The organism is Protofrankia sp. CiP1_Cm_nod4, assembly GCF_982290645.1.
This window is the reverse complement of the sequence record NZ_CEVIVC010000009.1, coordinates 22,243-42,318: the sequence shown is the minus strand read 5'-3', so window position 1 is coordinate 42,318 and position 20,076 is coordinate 22,243. Positions and strand designations below refer to the sequence as shown.

General features: G+C 69.1%; 14 protein-coding genes. 6 read left to right on the top strand and 8 right to left on the bottom strand.

Translation table 11 applies throughout. From position 1 onward, the window contains the following. Positions 1 to 4: 4 nt before the first annotated feature. Complete coding sequence (locus AC5LSR_RS03685) at positions 5 to 850, top strand: SAM-dependent methyltransferase (protein WP_250283224.1); 846 nt, start codon at positions 5 to 7, stop codon at positions 848 to 850. Between the two features lie 89 nt (positions 851 to 939). Here AC5LSR_RS03685 and AC5LSR_RS03680 read toward each other — a convergent pair whose 3' ends face one another. Continuing rightward, positions 940 to 2,703: a TIR domain-containing protein gene (locus AC5LSR_RS03680; protein ID WP_250283225.1), complete on the bottom strand. Its 1,764-nt coding sequence runs from the start codon at positions 2,701 to 2,703 to the stop codon at positions 940 to 942. Positions 2,704 to 3,425: 722 nt separating this feature from the next. Here AC5LSR_RS03680 and fsxC point away from each other — a divergent pair. From fsxC to AC5LSR_RS03665, 3 genes are read left to right on the top strand one after another with little or no spacing between them, the layout of a single operon-like run. Continuing rightward, positions 3,426 to 4,853, top strand: a complete 1,428-nt coding sequence (gene fsxC, locus AC5LSR_RS03675; protein WP_250283227.1) for an FxsC protein — start codon at positions 3,426 to 3,428, stop codon at positions 4,851 to 4,853. A gap of 2 nt (positions 4,854 to 4,855) precedes the next feature. Next, entirely contained in the window at positions 4,856 to 8,947 is a 4,092-nt protein-coding gene (gene fxsT / locus AC5LSR_RS03670; RefSeq protein ID WP_250283229.1) for an FxSxx-COOH system tetratricopeptide repeat protein, read from the top strand. A 22-nt stretch (positions 8,948 to 8,969) separates the two neighbouring features. Further along, the gene (locus AC5LSR_RS03665; protein WP_250283232.1) at positions 8,970 to 10,025 is read left to right on the top strand and encodes a hypothetical protein; all 1,056 of its coding nucleotides are present in this window, start codon (positions 8,970 to 8,972) and stop codon (positions 10,023 to 10,025) included. Here AC5LSR_RS03665 and AC5LSR_RS03660 read toward each other — a convergent pair. From AC5LSR_RS03660 to AC5LSR_RS03645, 4 genes are all read right to left on the bottom strand, one after another. After that, positions 9,934 to 12,012, bottom strand: a complete 2,079-nt coding sequence (locus AC5LSR_RS03660; RefSeq protein WP_250283234.1) for an aKG-HExxH-type peptide beta-hydroxylase — start codon at positions 12,010 to 12,012, stop codon at positions 9,934 to 9,936. The two genes, AC5LSR_RS03665 and AC5LSR_RS03660, sit on opposite strands and share 92 nt — an antisense overlap. Further along, positions 12,009 to 13,235 carry an FxsB family cyclophane-forming radical SAM/SPASM peptide maturase gene (locus AC5LSR_RS03655; RefSeq protein WP_250283237.1) on the bottom strand — a complete coding sequence of 409 codons (1,227 nt, stop codon included), beginning with the start codon at positions 13,233 to 13,235 and terminating at the stop codon, positions 12,009 to 12,011. Before AC5LSR_RS03655 ends, AC5LSR_RS03660 begins: the two co-directional genes overlap by 4 nt. Continuing rightward, positions 13,232 to 13,702 (bottom strand): FxSxx-COOH-like cyclophane-containing RiPP peptide, encoded by a 471-nt coding sequence (locus tag AC5LSR_RS03650; RefSeq protein ID WP_250283238.1) that lies wholly within the window; start codon positions 13,700 to 13,702, stop codon positions 13,232 to 13,234. The genes AC5LSR_RS03655 and AC5LSR_RS03650 overlap by 4 nt, the downstream gene beginning before the upstream one ends. A 290-nt stretch (positions 13,703 to 13,992) precedes the next feature. Further along, entirely contained in the window at positions 13,993 to 14,130 is a 138-nt protein-coding gene (locus tag AC5LSR_RS03645; RefSeq protein WP_250283241.1) for a hypothetical protein, read from the bottom strand. Positions 14,131 to 14,419: 289 nt separating this feature from the next. Between AC5LSR_RS03645 and AC5LSR_RS03640 the strand changes: the two genes are divergently transcribed. Then, positions 14,420 to 15,832 (top strand): cation:proton antiporter, encoded by a 1,413-nt coding sequence (locus AC5LSR_RS03640; RefSeq protein ID WP_250283243.1) that lies wholly within the window; start codon positions 14,420 to 14,422, stop codon positions 15,830 to 15,832. Positions 15,833 to 16,043: 211 nt separating this feature from the next. On the opposite strand, the gene metK is transcribed toward AC5LSR_RS03640, so the two are convergent. Together metK and mtnB are read right to left on the bottom strand one after the other, a co-directional pair. Continuing rightward, positions 16,044 to 17,249: a methionine adenosyltransferase gene (gene metK, locus AC5LSR_RS03635; protein WP_250283244.1), complete on the bottom strand. Its 1,206-nt coding sequence runs from the start codon at positions 17,247 to 17,249 to the stop codon at positions 16,044 to 16,046. A gap of 318 nt (positions 17,250 to 17,567) precedes the next feature. Beyond that, entirely contained in the window at positions 17,568 to 18,203 is a 636-nt protein-coding gene (gene mtnB, locus AC5LSR_RS03630; RefSeq protein ID WP_493468139.1) for a methylthioribulose 1-phosphate dehydratase, read from the bottom strand. Between the two features lie 253 nt (positions 18,204 to 18,456). Here mtnB and AC5LSR_RS03625 point away from each other — a divergent pair, with 253 nt between their 5' ends. Further along, a complete protein-coding gene (locus AC5LSR_RS03625; protein ID WP_250287377.1) occupies positions 18,457 to 19,644 on the top strand; it encodes an S-methyl-5-thioribose-1-phosphate isomerase in 1,188 nt (395 codons plus the stop codon). A 120-nt stretch (positions 19,645 to 19,764) separates the two neighbouring features. Here the strand turns inward: AC5LSR_RS03625 and AC5LSR_RS03620 are convergent. Continuing rightward, the coding region (locus AC5LSR_RS03620; protein WP_493468138.1) for an HAD-IA family hydrolase at positions 19,765 to 20,076 on the bottom strand (312 nt) is incomplete at its 5' end.

Here is a 20,076-nt window from a genome sequence, read left to right as displayed (position 1 = left end):
GGCGATGACAAACTGGACCGCTAAATCGAGCATCCCCGAGCCGGACGGCAGCTGGGGGCCGGGCGTAAATATTCGCTCCGACCGGCCCACGCCCGCCCGGATATACGACTACTTCCTCGGCGGCAAGGACAACTTCCCGGTCGACCGGGAAGCCGCCGAAAAGGTCAAGGAAGCCGTGGGCGCCGAGATCACCTCTGACGCGGCACGGGAGAACCGGCTCTTCCTCCGCCGCGTCGTACGGTGGCTGGCCGAGGCGGGCATCGACCAGTTCATCGACGTCGGTGCCGGCCTGCCCACCCAGGGCAACGTGCACGAGATCGTCCAGCAGGTCAACCCCGACGCCCACATCGTCTACGTCGACAACGACCCGATCGTCCTGGCTCACGGCCGGGCCCTGCTGGCCGACAACGCCACCACCACGGTCATCACCGCGGACCTGCGCAGCCCCGGAACAATCCTCGATCATCCCGACCTGCGCACTCTGATCGACTTCTCCCGACCGGTAGCCATCCTGTTCATAGCCGTTTTCCACTTCGTCACCGACGAGGAGGACCCGGCCGGCCTCATCGCCGCGTTCCGGAAACTGCTGGCACCCGGCTCCCACATCGCCCTGACACACGCGGCCACGGACGACGCGCCATCCGACCAGGTGGCCCGGGTCGAGCAGGTGTACAAGAACGCCACCTCGCCCTTCGTCTTCCGCTCACGCCAGCGGATCGAAGCCCTGTTCGCCGGCTTCGACCTGGTCGAGCCCGGCATCGTCCACCCCTGGCAGTGGCGTCCCGGCGAGGACGACATCCGCACCGCCTGGCAGTTCGCCGGCGTCGCCAGAAAGAGCGCTCAGGAATAAGCGCCCACGGGGAACATGCGCGCCGGCGGACCATCGCGCTGGTCCGCCGGCCCAGCCAGGCCGTGAGCCGCCTTCCTGCCGTGCTCGGGTCACCAGCGCGTGCGCAGGTCTTCGACGAGGGTGCGGACGCGGTGGACGCTTTCCGAGCCCGGGTCGATGTCATGGAGCGCGTCGGCGAGCGCGGTCAGCACCCCGGCATCGGCCTGGTCACCGGCGAACCGCACCACCTTCATGAAATAGGTACGCAGGTGCGGGGTCAGGGGAGGCCGGGGCTGGCGGCCGGAACGGTGACCGATGGCGACCACCCACTCCTGCCGGGCGGTCTGGTCATAAAGGACGTCGACCCGCTCCAGTGCCTCGACCAGCGCCAGGATGTCGTCGGGAGCGAGCCGGTTGCCGAGGCCGCCACCGCCTGGTCCACCAGAGACATCCCGCCTGCCGGAAGCACCGGCGCCAACGACGGCGACCAGTCCGCCCGAATCACCCTGCCCGGATTTCCCCGCCGATCCGGCTACGGCTGGCTTGCTGGACCGATCGGGGAGAACGGGGGGACCGGGAGAAACAGGCGGATTCGGCGCGGGAAAATCGCCGAACGCCGGCGCCAGACCGGCCGCCGTGTCACGGTCGAGCGGCGGCAGCGCGGCGGCGGCCGTTCGCAGCACCTTCTCGGCCAGCGCGATGATGAAACTCTGGTACTCCCGCGGATGCTGCCGCATGAGATCGACGACACAGCTGTCCGCGTATGCCCGCCCCAGACTCGGCGAGGTGAGCTGTATCCGCCGCGCCACGGCCGGGACGGGCTGCCGCCGCGGCACCCATTCCAGCGGAAGAATGTAACCGGGCGGCGAATCCGCGACCGTGCCCGTGGCCCCGCTCATGCCCGTGCTTGCGGCCCCGTTCATGGCCGCTCGCCGCATCCGCTCGCTGAAGACAGCCCATTCCCAGCCGCACCAGCCGCTGCGGAAGTAGTCGTCGGACAGCAGGGCGACCATGACCGGTATGGTACGGGCCGCCTCCCGCAGTTCGGTCTGCCATTCCGCCCCCAGCCCGATGTCCCAGGGGGCGAGAAAACCACGTGGCCGCGGTTCGCGGTCCGCCCTGACACCCAGTTCAGCGGTCAGGTCGGCGTGGAGCTTCTCCACCAGCTCACGGTCACCGGGACGAGCGGCGTAGCTGGTGAAAAAGATGAACCGGGGCACACTGCCTCCCAGCCGTTCCCGGCGGCCGGCACTGTCCTCTTCCTGCCGGTAGATGGTGACCTCCTCCCGCAGGCCACCGGACGGAGGACGGATCAGCGCGACCTCCTCGGGGGACAGCGACGGCAGTTCCTGCCCCGGCGTCGTCAACCGCCTGTGCGCCTCGAGAATTCGGTTCGCGGTCCGCTCCACCACCCGGTGGTAGTCGTCGTGATGTCTGCGCATGAGGTTGAACAGGCCGTCACCGGCGAAGGGTGCGCCACGTGCCGCGTCCCAGGACTGTGATTTAAGGACCTTCTCCACGGGAGTGATCGCCACTGGCCGCCAGATCAGCCCGATGACAGCGTCCTTTGGCCACTTCCCGTAGCGTTGACTGTAGATCCGCCCCCGCTGGTTGAAGATTTCCCAGTCGAGCGCGCACCGCGGGTCACTGAAATAAGAATCCGAATACAGCGCCACCATCACGGGCAGCTTCGCCGCGGGATGATCACCATCCGCTCGGACGCCGGGACTCCCCGGCACGGGATAGTCGAGCTGACCGCCGACGAGAACATCGGCGCCGCCTGCCCGCATCTGGCGTTCGAGATCGGTGTGGAAACGAGCCACCCATTTCCGGTCCTGCTCGGAGGCGTAGCTCGTCATGAAGTAGTAGCGCATGGACCCCCGCAGACCACGACCGCTCCGGCCGGACGCTCCGCCTCGGGACCGGGACCGGGAGCGCCCATCCGACCGGACCATCCAGTTCTGGTGGGACGTCGGAACACGGTGGCCCCCGACGCTCCACCGGGCAAAGATACACGTCTAATTCGGTCACATCATCTGTCGTTGTGACGACTCGGCATACGCCATGGCGCATCCAGCCCCTCCAGGCATACCGGGCCTCCGGCCCGACAGGTCGCCCCACCGTCCGCGCACTCCACCCACGACCCGCCCCACCTGCGCAGACGGGCTGGTCACAGCCTTTTCAGGCGACCGGTCGAGCCCCCACGCGCCGGCCATCCCACCGCCTCCTCACCACAGGACTCGGCCGTCACATATCGGACGGCCGGCTGCCCCGGCAACGGGTCAGGGGCTATAGTTGGGCGCGTTTCGTCAACCTTCCGCGGTGATGAGTTCGCGTTCGGTGGTCAGCCTCAGTCCGCCGTACACGGTCGACTTCCCGTGGTGGTCCCGCACGGCATCGGGGGATCTGCCGAGTGCGCGAGGTGGTACGGGGTGGTACACGACGAGCGGCGGCACGCCGATCGCGGCCGGACGCATGTCCCGTCGAGCACCCCTGCTCATCGGCCGGCGGCCTGCGCCGGGCCCGGAAACCCCGCCGGGGGTGCCGCGCCCACGGTGGCGCGATGCGATGACGGGCCGGATCGGCGTCAGTCGACATGACACCGTATTTCTTCGTCAGCCACGCCACCGGCGACGCCGACGCGGGGCACCTGCAACGGTTCTTCGGCGACCTCCAGCGCGAACTGCGCAACCAGCTCGGATACCCGCCGGATGCCACCGGCGAACTGTGGGCACCGGTTCACGGGCAGGAGCCACCAGCCGGGACGTACACACCCGATACGCCGGACGCGCCGGCAGCGTCCGCCCTGACCTGCCGGGTACTGGTCGCAGCCTATTCGGACGCCTATGTGCGCAGTACGCGCTGCGTCCGCGAATGGTCGGCGTTCCACGACCGGATGCGCTGGTACCAGCAGCGTACGGGGGCCGAACCGGCGTCGCTGATCGGTATCCCGTGGTCGGCCGGCTTCGACACCCTGCCTGGCATCCTGCGGACGGCGAGCCGCCTGCCCACCAACGCCGTCGAGATGGGCCGCACCGGCGGCCTGCGCCACCTCATGAGCGAGATGTACCGTTCCGGCGCGAGCGAGCGTTACCTGGCCTTCGTCCGGCAGGTCGCCGGTCTGGTGGTCGCCGGGGCCGCCGCCGACCTGCCCGTGATGACCGCGGCCGACCTGCCCTACGCCCGCCCGCGTCCGGAGCTCCTCGCCGCGGCCCCGCCCACCGCCGAATCCGCTCCTGTCAATGCCGCCGGTGCCGAGCCGGCACGGCAGGCCTCGCCACCGGACGCCGAACCCGAGCCTCCCTTAGCGCATACCGGGGACGACGTGGCCGAGACGCCGCGTCTCCCCGCCCGGAATCGGCGACATACCCGCAACCTGGGCCGGGTCGGGGTCGTCATCGCCGCCGCCACGGCGGACGAGCAGCCCTCCACCCGTACTCGGCGTGACTTCTACGGGACCGCGCCCGAGGACTGGCGGCCCTTCCTGCCGGCCACCGGCCGGCCCGCGTTCGCCCTGGCCCAGGCCGCCCTGAGTAAGAACGCGATCTACGACACGGTCTGCTACCCCGTCGGCGCCGAGCTCACCGAGCAGTTGGCCCGGGCCCGCGCCGACCGGCGCGTCATCGTCCTGCTCGTCGATCCATGGATCACCGGAGCGGAGCCCTACCAGGAGCTTCCCGCCGACATGGAACGCTGGCTGGCGACGGACCCGGCCGCCTCCGCGGGAATGCTGGCGGTGTTCAGCTCGACGGATGAGGAGACCGAGGAACAGGCCGAGAACCTGCGCGCGGAACTGTCCCGATGGTTCGCCCACGCGGACGCCGTCCGCTGGAACCGTCGCAAGGATGTCCGTACCCATGAGGAACTGGCCACGGACATCGTGTCCATGGTCATCCGCACCCAGAACATGTTGATAAACATGGCCGGGCCCGGCCCGGGAACCGGGCCGGGCGACATCCCCGACGACCCGGATCAGGGCAGACCGGTACTGCGCCGCCGGTGGCCGGATGACGCGGAACGGTGACGATGACAACGACAGTAGCCGGCACCACCGGGTCCCCGACCGGCCCGGGCGGCACCATCGTGACTTTCTATTCGTACAAGGGCGGGGTCGGACGGACGATGGCGGTCGCCAACGTCGCCTGGATCCTGGCCAGCGCGGGCCGGAAGGTGCTGGTCGTCGACTGGGATCTCGAGGCGCCGGGCCTGCGCAGCTATCTGCACCCGTTCTTCCTGGATTCGGATGCGGCCACTGACATCGAAGGCGTCGTCGACATGGTGCAGGGCTACGTCTCCGCGGCCTGGTACGATCCCAGGGCCGACCGGGCCGACCTGCGGCGGGAGTTCGCCGCGGTGGACCAGCGGGTGATCCACCTGCAGCTGGCCCGGCATTCCGGCTGGGGGAGCATCGACTTCCTCGGCCCTGGCCGGCAGGGCGGATCCTACGAGGCCACGATCGCCTCTCTGCCCTGGAGCGCGCTCTACGACAATCTCCGTGGTCGGCGGTTCTTCCAGGACATGCGGGCGAACATGCTCGCCGGCGGCTACGACTACATCCTCGTCGACAGCCGGACCGGTCTCGGCGACAGCGCATCGATCTGCACCAAGTTACTCCCGGACGTCGTCGTCCTCGGCTTCACTATGAACTCCCAGTCGATCATCGGCGCGGCCAACGTCGTCACCGACATCGAAAATCACCTGGACCGGGCTATCCGCGTCCTGCCAGTGCCGATGCGAGTCGAGCCCGGGGAGACCGAGAAACTGAACATCAGCCGGGAGCGCGTCCGGCGCTGTTTCCCCAGGCTGCCACGCGGCCTCGACGAGGCCGGCCGCAACACCTACTGGGGGCATGTTGAGATCCCCTACAAGTCGTTCTACGCCTACGAGGAAGTCCTCGCCGCCTTCGCGGAGCGACCGGAGAGCACGAACGGCCTGCTCAGTCCGTATGAATACCTCACCAATGTCATCACCAACGGCCAGGTCCAGAGCCTGAAGCCGCTGCCCGAGCCGGAACGCATACAATGGCTGCGGGCCTTTGAACGCCTGGTGCCCATGGACGTCAACACGGCGACGGTCGTCGCGGCGCCTCGGGGCCGGGTCTGGGCGGAATGGATCCGCACCGAGTTGGGCAATGTGCACATCTCCGTGCATGACATCTCCGCTCCACCCGCCTCAGCCGACAGGACCGCGCCCGTTAGGACCGCGCCCGGTGGCGTTGACGGCCGGGACCAGGAACCGGTCGTGATCGTACTCACCCAGGATCTGCTCGATTCTTCACCGTGGCGCGAATATCTCAGAGGACTGATCAACGCGCGGGTCAGCGGAGACGATGCCACGACCGTTCCCAGGATCGTCGGGATCCGGGTGGACACCAACGAGTTCCGCGAGCCGTTCGACCTGATCGCCAAGGTGCAGCTCGGCATGTTCACCGAGCAGAAGGCACGTTCCACCCTGCTGAGGCAACTGGGCCGGACCGGACCGGCGACAACCGCTGACCCCCCTCCCGGAGGCACCCGGTTCCCCGGCAGCGTCCCCGAGATCAGGACGTCGCTGCGGGTCAACCCGCGATTCGTCGGCCGGGAGGAGCATCTCAGCCGCGCCCGGGACTACCTGACCTGGTCGAGGACCAGGCCGTTGCTGCCGCTGGCCCTCTGCGGCGGGCGCGGCCACGGAAAAACCGAGATCGCGGTCGAGTACGCCCACCGTTTCGCCTCGGACTACGACCTGGTCTGGTGGGTCCGGGCCAGCAGCGCCGAGGCCGCCCGGGACAGCCTGGAGCAACTACTGAAAGCCATCAGCGAGCACCCGGCCGCGTACGGGTACCGCGCGAAGAGCTGGTCGGCGGCGGCGGATCCGGTGGCCGAGATGCTCACGGATCTTGTCAGCGACCGGCTGGCCAAACGCTGGCTGCTCGTCTATGACGACGCGACCGACCGGGCGGCGCTGGGCGGGCTCCTCCCGGAATCGGGGATCTACGGACACGTCCTGATCACCACTGCCGAGGAGGCCGGCTGGCGGAACAGCGCGGAGATCATGCGCGTGGACCCGTTCACCCCGGCCGAGGCCGACACACTGATGCGCAAGCGGATCGGGTACGCCGAGGACGACCTCATCGCGTCAGTCACCAGAAGGCTGGGCTACCTGCCGCAGGCGGTCGACCATGCCGCGACGTGGATAGTCGAGTCGGGCATAGAGGCGAGCGAAGCCGTACGGCACTACCTCAGGCTGCTCGACCGTGCCGTGGAAGACCTGGCGGCCGGTCGCACCGACGGCGTCGCGCCACCCATCCTGCAGAGCTTGCTGGTGTCCCTGGACACGTTGGAGAAGCGGTCACGGCCACGCCTCCGCTTCCTGGAACTGTGCGCCTTCCTGTCGACGGAGGGCATCTCCATGAAGCTGCTGAAGTCACGCGGCATGTTGGAGGTACTGCAGCAGCCGGACGACAACCTGCCGGACAGCCCGGACACCACGCTGCCGGGCGGCCCGGACACCGGGCTCATCGACCGGATCCTCCAAAATGTGGCCAACGAGCTCACGCTGGTACGGATAGGCCCGCGCTGGGAGTCACTGAGCCTGCCTCCCGTGCTGTGCGACCTGTTGCGGAGCCGGATGCGCCAGGCCGGCACCCTCGAGAAGCGGCGGACCGAGATTCTGCGGGTGCTGGCCGCCTTCGCCCCGCTGGACGAGCCGTCGGACGATCCCAAGGACAGCGAGCGCTACGCCGAGCTCCAGCGGCACATCAAACCTTCCGGCGCGGTCAGCAGTCTCGACGACGCGGTGCGCCGCTGGCTGGTGCACCAGACCCGCTACCTGTTGCAGTCCACGACCGCGACGAAGGCGCGGGACCTCGGCGAGGGCCTACTGGCGTACTGGGCGGCCGCGGCTCCGCACCGCGAGAGCGACGTCCTGCGCCTGCGCCTGGCCACCCACGTCTCCAACGCCTACCGGGAGCTGTCCCAGTTCCCTGAGGCGATCAGGCTCAACAACGAGACCCATGAGCGGCAGACGGCTGTCTTCCCCTCGGGGCACCCGCATGTCTGGTGGACATCCGGCAGCCTCGCGCTGGACCGACGGCAGACAGGCAAGTTCCGGGACGCCCAACGGTATGATGAGGAAGCTTTCGCGGGCTTCCGGAGCCAGTACGGCGACGATCATCTGTACACCATCATCGCCTCTTACAACCTGGCCCACTGCCTGTTCTTCTACGGTGACGTCAGCGCCGCGCTGAAGGGTGCGCTGGAGACCTTCGAACGCGCCCGCCGGGTCCTCGGTGACGAGCGGTCGCAGACCTGGGTGTCGGCGTTGAGCGTGGGCTTCCTGCAGCGGCAGATGGGCGAACTGGAGGATGCGAAGGACCGGCTGCAGCAAGCCCGCCGTTTTTTCAACGAGCGGTCCGACAAGACCCGTCACCTGGCGTACACGGATCACCTACTAGCGACAATATTCAGGCTACAGGGCGACTACGATACGGCCCGTAAGTCTGACCAGGATGCGCTCGACAGATACCGCACGACATCCGAATACCATCCGGATAGGCCTGAGGAGCTCACCTGCGAACTCAGCCTGGCCACCGACCTGTCCCTACTCGGTGAGCACGACCAGGCGGTGGCTCTCGGCCGCAAAGTTCTCGCCGGATATGGACGCTACCGGGAGAAACTCGCCGACCAGGAGGAACTCGCCGGCCAGACGAAAGAGAAACACCCGTTCGAATATATCTGCATGGCGAACCTGGCGCTCTACCTGCGGGCCAAGGGCCGGGCGGAGCGGGCCCGCGAAAACACCGGGAATGCCCGTGCTTCCTTCGACGAGGCACGCGAGCTGAGTTGGAAAGCCATGACCGGCCTGCGTTCCGACGACCAGGTCGGGGAAGAGCATTTCTTCACCCTGACGGCGGCGGTCGGCCACGCGAACAGCCTGGTGGCGGTGGGCGAGATCGAGGACGCACGCGATCTCGACAGGCAGACCCACGATGCGTTCCTACGCTACTACACCCCCAGATATCCAGATACCAAGCTCGCGGGCGAGAACTACCGAGACAGCTCCGCCCGGTTGTCGAAGGCGCCGGACAGCGCGGGCTCCGACCGGCACGAGATCCCGATCGAAATACCAATACCGTGAACGCGCGCCGAAGGAGATGGTGATGATGGACACGGCCCCGCCCATCCAGCCGGATCCGAAGCCGGGTCCAAAGATCGTGTTCCACCGCGGCCTCGACAGCGCCTCCGACCACCGGGGAGAGAGAAGCCGCTACCACGATCTCGTCAACCGCTGCCGACAGCACGTCGGCGTGCACCGGATCCACCATGTCGGGCATTTCGTCAACGGGATCCCGAACTTCTCCGTCGACATTCTCGAGCACGAGGAACTGGCCGGTCACTTCGATGCCGGCTCCTCGGGCCCGGCGAACCTGCGCGCGACCCTGATCCAGATCGGCCGGAAATTCAACTACGACATCGGACGCGTTGACCGGAACCTGGCAGACATGTGGACCGGCCGGCTCATGCGAACCATTTTCGACGTTAGCCACTTCGGGGTGTACTGGTACTGGATCCACGGCAACGAATACCTCGTGGGGCTGACCCTGGGCGGGCAGCACGTGGACGACGCGGACCGTTCCATGGCCGCCATAGCCGAATCGATCCTCGAGTCCCTGGGCCGGCCACCACGGAACTACGGCGGTTTCCAACGAGGAATCCCCCGGGATCCTGCCCGGTACGGCGACGGGCAGGTCACACCCGCCGTCAACTGGTCCCGGTCGTCCACGGTCGGCCGGATGGAGAGGCAGGCCGCCGAAGAGTGCCGGTTCGCGGTACACCCGGCGGACCTGCACTACGTCGCCTTCTTCGCGGACGGCAGATGGCAGTTCTCTGTGGACGTCCTCGACAGCGAGCGGACAAAGTCGTTCGGTGGGCTGGACGCCGTGGACCGACGCGGCCTCTACCAGGAGTTCGGCGAACGGTTCCAGTTCATCACCAGCCAGTTCGACAGGATGCTGACATCGATCAGCCCGTCCGAGCCGGGCCGTCTGGTGCGGACGGTCCTCGACGTCGAGGCGGGGGCGCTGTACCACCATCCGGTCGCCCTGGGCCGGTACGTCGTCGGCGTTACCCTCTTCCAGGACCAGGTCGCGCAGGCCGACGACCGAATCCGGACGCTGGTGGAAAGTCTGCGCCGGGGCCTGGACTGGTCGCCGTGACGATCCAGGCGGCAGTACTCATCCAGGCGGCGAGGACGTCCGGATCGGTCGTAGTACCCGGCGTCGCACGCAGGAAGACATACAGTGCCCGAACGGTCTCCGGGTGAGAGGTGAGCGCGGCGACCGCCGGTGTGACGGCGTACCCGCGGGCCACCGCGAGCCCCGCCCAAGAGGTGGCGCCACCTGGCCACCTGGCCAGATGCGCCTTGTACAGCTCGGCGGCACGCGCGTAGTAGCCGCTCACCAGAGCGATGTCAGCGATCATGTCGAGGCCGGCGACGCCGGCCGTGCCGGCGCTCTCAAGGACCGCGTCGACAGCCTGGAAAGCCTCCGGATCGTCCAGCCAGCGCCGGACAAGTACGCCGCGCCTGGTTTCCGCGCGCTCCTGGCTGCCGGCGACCACCTCCACGGCTGGTGGCTCGCGCGGGCAGGGCCGGCCCGCCGACCAGGCGTCCGCCCACCGCCGTAGCTGGCCGTCGTCCGGGCTCAGGTGCGACAGCCGCCACATCGCCCGATGGTCCACGGCCATATCCCGTGCCCGCGCCGCCACCGCGTCGTCGACGGGCAGCTCCTCCCAGCGGCGCAGGGCGTGCGCCATGCCCTCGACGAAACGCCGGCCCAGCGCGGTCAGCACCCGGGAGGAGCGCAACGTGTCCACGGCGGCGGCCACCGCCTCCCGGCAGCGGACGAACTCGAACTCCGCGATCCGGCGCGTGCGCGCGCCACCGCTGCGGCGCTGGACGTTCCAGAACTCCAGCAGCCCGAGAAAAGCGTAGGCCCCCTGGAACAGCCCGGTAACGGGACGCGGGTCCGGCCGCCAGCCCGCGTAATAGATCTTCTCGCGACGATCCTGCCGATCTTCCAACAGGGGCAGGATGTCCATGAGCGCGTACAGCTTGGTGTGCTGGAACTCGTGCAGCAGATCGGTGGCCAGCGCGGCCGCGCTGGTGGGGGTGATCAGACAGACAGCTCCGAAGGCGTCCACGGAGGTGGCGGAGACGGCATGCCCCGCCCGGGCGTCCAGCAGTGGGACGAACACGGTGAGCCCCGCGCGGACGGCGTCCGCGCGCTGTGGATGATGGCGGACGAGCAGCGCCCATGCCTCGTCGAGGAGCATCTGCCAGCGGGCGACCTCATGATCCTCCAGTCCGTCACGGACCTGGAGTGCGCCGAAGCGCCGGTAGGGATCGGCATCGTCGAGCGCCACCTCGAGACGACGGCCCTCCGCGGTGCTGCGCAGCCGGCGCAGCGGGAACCAGCATCCGCCTCCCGCTGCGTCGGCGTCCACGCCGCCGCTTCCCGGAGCGCCAGCGACCGCTTCGTTGGCGCCCGCACCACCGGAGCCAGCGCCGCCGGCCTCCGGGCGGCTGACGACCACGCCGCCGGTGTCCGCGTCACCGATGTCCACCTCGGCCCGGAGGCCGTCCCCGGTGATGATGATCCGGTGGGAGCCGGCCGCGGCGCGCACCCGTACCCGCTCGGCGCCGCCAGGCATGCGCAGATGCCCGAAGGTGGGCAGGAAGAGCTGTCCCGCCCTGGTCCGGACCGTGATGTCGACGGCGTGCGCCGCCCGCAGCGCCGCCGCCACCGCGATCCCGCCCAGACAGCCGAGATCCTCCTCCAGGGGGACCGTCCCGGCCTCCTCCAGGGGGACCGTCCCGGCCTGCTCAAGGGGGACAGTCCCGGCCTGTCCGCGCAGCCGGCGCAGGCAGTGCGTCCCCCACATCCCGACCATCGGATACGCCAGGACGCTGTCGGCCGCGGGGCGCGACCGCCGGGCGGCCGCGGCCAACAGCGCGAGCCCGTCCTGGAAGCACTCGAGCGGCTCGCGGCCGCCGTGCCGGGCGGCCACCTCGTCCCGGATCGCTCGTAGGAGCAGCAGCCGCCGGCTGAGCTGGGCGCCGCGTAACGCGGCGATGGCTGCGGCGTCGCCGGCACCGCTGGCGAGCGCGTCGAAGTCGGCCGCGGCCAGCCGATGGGTCCTCACCGCACGGCCCGTTCCGCTCCGCCCGCTCCCGGCCCGGCCGGTCCCATCCGTCGGATGCCGGCGACGTCGTCCACCAGCCGGCGTCGGATGTGGCCGATGAGACGCAGCAGGTCCGGGCAGTAGACGGAGGGGTTGCGGAAACCTGTTCCCGCCCGGTAGCGGTGCGGGTAGAAACCGCCCCCGCAGACCCGCACGACCTCGCAGCGCAGGCACGTTCCGGCGAGGGCCGCGAGCCCGAGCTGACGCTCGACGACACCCGGATGCCTGAGAACATCGTCGAAGGAATGGTCCCGCACGTTGCGACCGGTCGCGGCCGCTCCCGGGAAGGCGGATTTCAGCACGTCGCTCTGTTCGAGCGTGCCGTCGGTCTCCACCACCACAAGCGCGGCCGGGGAAAGGCCGACCGTCTCGGTGTCGCTCGGCCAGCCGAGCAGCAGGAACATGATTTCCTGGAAAATCCGGACGGTCGTTTCCGGCGCGGGGCTGTCATACCATTCGTCGAACGCCGCGATGAGCCAGTCGGCGTACGGCGTCGAGGTGCTGTCCGCCGGTCTGCCCGGCGGGCGGTGCGACCAGTTCCCGTGCGGCAGCAGGAAATCGATGACCGGCGGCCGGAATGCGCACAGTGCGCGATGGACTTCCACCGGATCCTGGTCGAGGTCGACCGTGCACAGCAGCCCCCGGAAAAGCCGCCGGTGACGGGACGCCCCGAGCAGCCCCAACGCGTCGGCGACGGCCTGGAAACTGCCGCGGCCGTCCCGGAAGCGCCGGTGACGGTCGTGCCCGGCACGGGCGCCGTCGAGGCTGACGCTCACGCCGACGTCCAGGGCAGCGAGAACGTCGAGGAACGCCTCGTCCAGCAGCACGCCGTTGGTCTGGACGCTGATCAGGACATCCGTTCCCGGGCCGGCCTCGCGCCGGATCATCGTCACCACGTCCGTGATGAGCGCCGGGCCGGCGAGCAGCGGCTCGCCGCCGTGGAACACCACGTGGACGTCCGGGAGACCGTGCGTGTGGGCGTGCTCGGCGATCCGGCGGGCTGTCAGACGGGCTGTCTCTCTCGTCATCACGGCGGGCTGGGCCCGCCAGCCCTGGTCCACAGAACGGTAGACGTAGCAGTAGTCGCAGGCGAGGTTGCACCGGCTGTGCAGCTTCACGATGAACTCGCGGAACGGGACCGGGCGCCGGCCCGGACCGGGCTGTTGTTCTCGCCGCGGGCTCACAGCTTCACCATGTGCTTCGCGATCGCCACCCCCGGACGATCGACATCCCGCAGAACGGCGCGCAGCGACCTGGACAGCACGGAGTCCTCAAGCATGGCCACCGTTTCGAGATCGACACTGGTCAGGTCCACCATGGCCGACTCGATGTCGGGCGAAGCGATGCCCGGGACATCAACACCCGGAACGGCGATGCCCGGGACCGTGATGCCGGAAGTGGGGATGCCGGGTATACCGTCGGGAATGGCGCTGGACACGGTGTCGGCGATACCAGCCCCGGGGTGGATGCCGCCCCGGTTCATCCTGCCGCCCCGATCCGCGCCGTCGCCCCGGCTCGTGTCGTTGCCCCGGTCCTCGGCGGCCCCGTTGGCCAGGCCGTCGCGCCGGGCGGCGGGGTCCGTCGCGCGCCAATGACTCACGAGCCGCGCGCCATCCACACAGGTGCGTGTCGTTGTCATGTCCTCGGCCATTCCGGAGTCCTCCAGAGCGACCTGGCCGGGGTGGAGAGGGATACCCTGGGTGTCGGGGTGCCGGCCATCGTGTCCGCCGGAGCGGCTCGCGCCGACGGACCGAACCGTCTTCTTTCCTGCCACCCGGTCCCCCCAGCCCGCTGGTTGGCGGCTCCGCCATGGCTGACAACGAATTCAGCGTATCCGGCGAAGCCGACCAAGGAATTCTGTTACCGATCGTAGTGTGCGGAAGGGTGCCGCCGCTTCCCAATGACCGGAACCAGACCCATCATGACGCAAGCCAGTCCCGATCAACGCCGTTTACCCAGGTCACCGGCATCAGGGCTACAGCCCGAGATGCCGGGAGCCAGCGCCAGGCCGACAACGACTCGGACGAGGGCGTAGGCGAGGGCGTGGACGAGGGCGTAGGCAAGGGCGTAAAGGGCCATGGTCGCCAGGAACACGCTCCGCCGGAAGACACACCAAATCGCCGACGAACAAGGGTAGTCTGACGAAAGATCATCAGCTAGACTTGCCCGACGGGGATCGAGAGGATCGTCATGCACACGGGTGCCTTCGTCGATATATATGAACCAAATTGCAGTCCGCCTGGTTGCCCACCAGTGAAACGATCTTCCGTGGCCACGTTCGCCTTCCTCTTCCCTCTCATGCTCATCAGCCGTGGGTGACGATGCCTGGCGCCCCGGCTCCGCCAGCCAGCGAGGGAAGGCGTGAACCATGCGGCTCCTTGTCCGGGAAGCAGGTCATCTGCTGCTACTGACGGCCTTCATCCTCGCCGGGGTTGTCGCCGCCGTCGTACTCGACATCCGCGAAATCACTGACAGTTCGCTCTACTTCGGCGTCATAGCCACCCTGCTCGCGATCGGCCTGTACGGCAGCACCAGCGGTATCTCACGGGTGGCCAGAAAGGACCTGCGAACGATCCTGCTGGTGGTCACCGTCGGTGTGGTCCTCAAGGCCGCGCTCGTCGGCGGCGTTCTCTCCCTGGCCTTCGGGGACCCGGTCTTCTTCCTGCTGGCCGTGGCAGTAGCCCAGATAGATCCGCTGTCCGTGACCGCGTTCATGCAGAACTCCAGGATGTCGGAACGCGCCAAGACGGTGCTGGCGTCCTGGTCGTCCTTTGACGATCCGGTCACCGTCATACTGACGGTGACGCTGGCCACGACGCTGGGGCCCACTCTCGGCAGCGACCGGGCGCAGATCGCCGACACCTTCGGCGGCACCGACGGGTTCGTCGGTTTTCTCACGAATTTTGGCTACAACGCCGGGCTGGTCGCGGCCGCCGGGTTTGTCTGGTTGGCCGCGAAAAAACGCACGGCAACCGCCGTCGCCGCTGTCGGCGCCGTGGCCGCTGCCGCCGTCTCGTATTTTCTCATGCTTGGTCTGGCCGTCGCTGGTCTTTTCATGCGGCCGGCGACACCGAAATGGGCGGCCGTCGTGGAACGGGCCGTCCAGATCGCCTTTTACGGTGCCGCCGTGGCCCTGGGTCTTCTCCTCGCCCGCGGTATCGATCTCGGCGCCGGGATCGCGCTGGGTGCTGCCGCCTTCGCCGCCCAGATAGTGGTGGGTTTTGCGCTGACCGCCCGGCTGCCCCGTACCGACCGCGTCCACCTCGCCGTGTCCCAGCAGAACGGGATCACCAGCATCGTGCTGGCACTGGCGCTGGAACCGTCCATTCCCGGAACAGTCGCGATCATCGGCCCCGCAATCATCACCATCAACACACTGCACGCCGTGTGCAACCGCCTGCTGGACGCCCCGCCCACACAGCTTCTGGGCGCTCTACGCCGACTTTTCCCTCCCTCAGGCCCGCATCCCGCATCCAGACCAGCCCCGTCAGAGCCGGTCACGTCCGATCCGCAGGCCGTCACCCGGACAGGCGACCGTGCGGATATTCCGGGCCAGCTCGTGAATCTCCGCCCCATACCCAAACCGTCCGTCGTGAGGGACGACGGTCAGCCGCCACGGAACGGGCCCCAGGCAACCCCCGCCGAACAGCCCGGCCCATCGGCAGACCAGCCAGCCGGGTACGGACACGGAAAACCAGCACACACACCGGGAAGTCGGCGCCATGGGACATCCCGGGACAGTCATCCAGTGATCAAAAATCCGGTTTTCAACGATCCCTGACAGTCAGTAGTCGCTACCGGGGCCGAGCAGGATTTTTCGGCCGGAGAACTCCCGGCGGACGCCGTAGTGGCAGGTTATCCGGTGGCAACGAACAACCTGCCACTACATGACTTCTCGAACGCGGACACTTCGCCGCTTCTCCCCGGCCCGACGGCGTACGGACTTCGCGGAGGCATTGCCGGCAGACAAGGCCCGCAGGCACGAACCGCGGTCAGTTGACGGCGGCTCGTAGTTGTTCGACTCGGTCCGTGCGCTCCCAGGTGAAGTCGGGGAGCTCCCGGCCGAAGTGGCCGTAGCTCGCGGTCTGCGCGTAGATGGGCCGCAGCAGGTCCAGATCCCGGATGATCGCGGCCGGGCGGAGGTCGAAGACCGTCGAGACCGCCCGTTCGATGGCGGCCACCGGCACCTGCTCGGTGCCGAAGGTCTCCACGAACAGGCCGACCGGCTCGGCCTTGCCGATGGCGTAGGCGACCTGGAGTTCGACCCGGCGGGCGAGCCCGCTCGCCACGACGTTCTTGGCCACCCAACGCAGGGCGTAAGCGGCCGAACGGTCGACCTTGGACGGGTCCTTGCCGGAGAAGGCACCGCCGCCGTGCCGGGCGTACCCGCCATAGGTGTCAATAATGATCTTCCGGCCGGTCAGGCCCGCGTCACCCTGCGGGCCGCCGATCTCGAAGCGGCCGGTCGGGTTGACCAGCAGCCGGTAGCCGTCCACCTCGATACCGAGGTTCTGCTCGGCCACCCGCTTGAGCTCCGGCTCGATCACCAGTGCCCGGATGTCCGGGGTGAGCTGCTGCTCCAGGTCGATGTCGGCGGCGTGGTGGGCGGAGACGACGACGGTGTCCAGCCGGACCGGCCGGTCGCCGTCGTACTCGATGGTCACCTGGGTCTTGCCGTCCGGGCGCAGGTAGGGCACGGAGCCGTCGCGGCGGACCTGGGCGAGCCGCTGGGCCAGCCGGTGCGCGAGCGTGATCGGCAGCGGCAGCCGTTCCGGGGTCTCGTCCGTGGCGTAGCCGAACATCAGGCCCTGGTCGCCGGCGCCCTGCCGGCCGAGCTCGTCCTGTTCACCTTCCACCCGGGCCTCGTAGGCGTTCTCGACACCCTGGGCGATGTCGGGCGACTGGGAGCCGATCGAAACGGTCACCCCACACGTCGACCCGTCGAACCCCTTGGCGGACGAGTCGTAGCCGATCTCGATGAGCTTGTTGCGGACGACGCTCGGAATATCGACGTAGATCTCGGAGGTGACCTCGCCGGCAACGTGCACCAGGCCGGTCGTCAGCAGGGTCTCGACAGCGACGTGGGACCGCGGGTCACCAGCGAGGAAAGCGTCGAGAACGGCGTCGCTGATCTGGTCGGCGAGCTTGTCGGGATGTCCTTCGGTAACAGATTCCGACGTGAAGAGTCGACGGGACACGGCTTGCACCTCATCTCGTGGGCGTGAATACACCTGTCGGGCGGATCCACCGACCATTTGTCCATATATATGGAACGTTCGGCACGAACCGTACCGGATCCGGACCGGAAGACAGGGGCGGGGCGGGACAGGCTCAGGAAGCCGTACAGATGGCCGAACTCACCCCGGCGAAATCAATATGGGCTCGCCCCACGAGCACCACCGGGATATACACGGTATTGACTTTCACACGCCGGTCACGAGATCGTCAACATCACCCATACTGTGACTTAAATCACGCAACTTTTCTTGATTTTCTTCAATAAGGGTGATAAATGCTTATCTGTCACTGAGTGCCCACTCCAGCAGCCACTGGACGGCCTCGGTGTGCCGCCGCGCCGCACCGAGATCCTCCCCCCAGGCATACAGGCCGTGCCGGGCGATCAGGATGGCCGGGGTCCGCGGATCCCGCAGCGCCGCCATCCGGTCGCCGAGGCCGGTCATCTCCTGGCTGTTGCCCACCACCGGGATGCGGACGCGGTCGCCGTCGGCGCCACGTCCCAGCGCCTTGAGCATCTCCAGGCCCTCGAGCTCGACGCCGCCCGGCCAGCGTTCGGCGGCCCGCACCGACACGACCGTGTGGACGTGCACGACCGCCCCCGCGCCGGCGGCCTCGGCGAGCCGCGCGTGCAGCGCCGCCTCGGCCGACGGCCGCCGGGCCGGCCCGACCGGCCGGGCGGCACCCGCGGCGTCGACCACGGCCACGTCCCCGGCGTGCAGCTCGGACTTGTCCAGCCCGCTCACGGTGACCGCGAGCCGCAGCGGGGCACGGCACAGCACGACCGACAGGTTCCCCGAGGTCGCCCGCATCCAGCCGAGGGACGCGTAGCGCGCCGCCTCCCGGGCCAGCGCCTCGCCCGCGACGCGCAGACCGGCCGGCCACCCGTCGGCGTCCACCGGATCACCAGTGTTCACAAGAACGTCGTCCATCAGAGCAGCACCCGTCGAAACACCATCCACCCACCAGATCATCAATTTCCGCCGGTGTCACCTCCACCGGCACCCGCCCGGCCCCGGACACTGCCTGTCCCACGCCCAGGGACAGCCGGACGGCCTGCCCGGCCGGATGGCCGGATGGCCGGATGGCCGGTCGACGTCCGGCGCGGACCGGCGATCCCACCGCTGGACATACCCGGGCGGCCCCGGCCGGCGGCATATCGTGCTGTGGATGACTCCTGTCGGCCGGCCTGTCTCCTGGACGGGCAACGGCATCCGTCTGCTCGACCAGACCGCGCTGCCCGCCCGGGTCGTCCACCTCGAGGTCACCGACGTGGACGTGCTCGTCGCCGCGGTGCGGCGGCTGGCCGTCCGCGGCGCTCCCGCCCTCGGTGCCGCCGGCGCGTTCGGGGTGGCCCTGGCCGCGGCCCAGGCCGAGCGGGAGAACTGGGACGCGGCCACTCTCGCACGGGCCATCGGCGGCATCCGCGACGCCCGTCCCACCGCCCTCGCGCTCGCTCTCGCGGTGGACGCGGCCCGCCAGCGGCTAGCCCACGGGATCTCCGCGGTCCTCGAATACGCCCACGACCTGCTGGAGCAGGACGAACGGGCGAACCGGGCGATCGGCGCGCACGGCGCGGACTGGCTGCTGCGCAGCGCGTCCCGGCCCACCGGCGCCGTCCACAACACCGGCACCATCCACGACACAGGCACGGGCACAGGCAGCGGTGGCGGTATCAGCGCCGGTACCACCGGCGGGAGGACTCCCGCGACCGTCCCCGGCAGCGACGGCAGCGGCCACACCGACGGCGGTGGTCGCCGTCCGCTGCGCATCCTCACCCACTGCAACACCGGGGCGCTCGCGACCGCTGGCTGGGGGACGGCACTGGGCATCATCCGCGAACTGCACGCCCGCGGGGCACTGGAGATCGTCTATGTGGACGAGACCCGGCCGCTGCTGCAGGGCAGCCGCCTGACCGCCTGGGAGCTCGACGTCGAGAACATCCCCCACCTGGTGCAGGTCGACGCCGCCGCCGCGGGGACGATCGTGCGTGGGCTCGTCGACGCGGCCGTCGTGGGCGCCGACCGGATAGCCGCCAACGGTGACGTCGCCAACAAGATCGGTACTCTCGGGGTGGCGCTGGCCTGCGCGTACGCGCGGATCCCGTTCGTCGTGGCCGCCTCCGCGTCGACCGTGGACCCGGCGACGGCGTCCGGCGACATGATCCCGATCGAGCTGCGGGACGGCGAGGAGGTGCTCGGCCACGCCGGGTCGCGGGTCGCGCCGGCGCGCTCCCGGGCGTACAACCCCGCCTTCGACGTGACGCCCGTGAGCCTGGTGAACGCGCTCGTCACCGAGCACGGGATCGTCGAGGCCGCGCGCGGCCAGCGCCCGCGGCCGCCCGCCCCGCCCCGGTAGGCCGCCGACGCCCCCGACAAGGTCATCGACGCCTCCAGCAAGGTCACCGACCAAGGTCATCGGCATCCCCGACAGGTCATCGGTGTCCCGGTGGGCCGTCGGCCGGTGGCGGTGCCGCGATCAGGGCGGCGGCAGGACGCTGATCTGGGTGAGGCCGCTCACCTCCGGGTGGTCACCCACGCCGCGGTCGTGGTTCGGCTCGCCCGGCCGGCGGACGCCGACCGTCGACCAGCCGGCGGCGCGGGCGGCGTCCAGCTCGTCGACGAGGTCCGAGAGGAAGAGCGTCCGGCCCGCTGGCACCCCGGTCGCCGCGGTGATCGCGGCGTAGGACGACGGCTGCCGTTTCGGGCCCGCCGTCTCGGTGTCGAAATACCCGCTGAACAGGCCACCGAGGTCACCGGCGAGGCTGCGGGCGAACCAGGCGCGCTGCGC

Excerpts from the sequence above, each read along its gene's own strand:
- fsxC (WP_250283227.1), top strand. The coding sequence starts at position 3,426 with ATGACACCGTATTTCTTCGTCAGCCACGCCACCGGCGACGCCGACGCG.
- fxsT (WP_250283229.1), top strand. The coding sequence starts at position 4,856 with ATGACAACGACAGTAGCCGGCACCACCGGGTCCCCGACCGGCCCGGGC.
- AC5LSR_RS03625 (WP_250287377.1), top strand. The coding sequence starts at position 18,457 with ATGACTCCTGTCGGCCGGCCTGTCTCCTGGACGGGCAACGGCATCCGT.
- AC5LSR_RS03640 (WP_250283243.1), top strand. The coding sequence starts at position 14,420 with ATGCGGCTCCTTGTCCGGGAAGCAGGTCATCTGCTGCTACTGACGGCC.
- AC5LSR_RS03680 (WP_250283225.1), bottom strand. The coding sequence starts at position 2,703 with ATGCGCTACTACTTCATGACGAGCTACGCCTCCGAGCAGGACCGGAAA.
- AC5LSR_RS03645 (WP_250283241.1), bottom strand. The coding sequence starts at position 14,130 with ATGGCCCTTTACGCCCTTGCCTACGCCCTCGTCCACGCCCTCGCCTAC.
- AC5LSR_RS03650 (WP_250283238.1), bottom strand. The coding sequence starts at position 13,702 with ATGGCCGAGGACATGACAACGACACGCACCTGTGTGGATGGCGCGCGG.
- AC5LSR_RS03665 (WP_250283232.1), top strand. The coding sequence starts at position 8,970 with ATGATGGACACGGCCCCGCCCATCCAGCCGGATCCGAAGCCGGGTCCA.
- AC5LSR_RS03685 (WP_250283224.1), top strand. The coding sequence starts at position 5 with ATGACAAACTGGACCGCTAAATCGAGCATCCCCGAGCCGGACGGCAGC.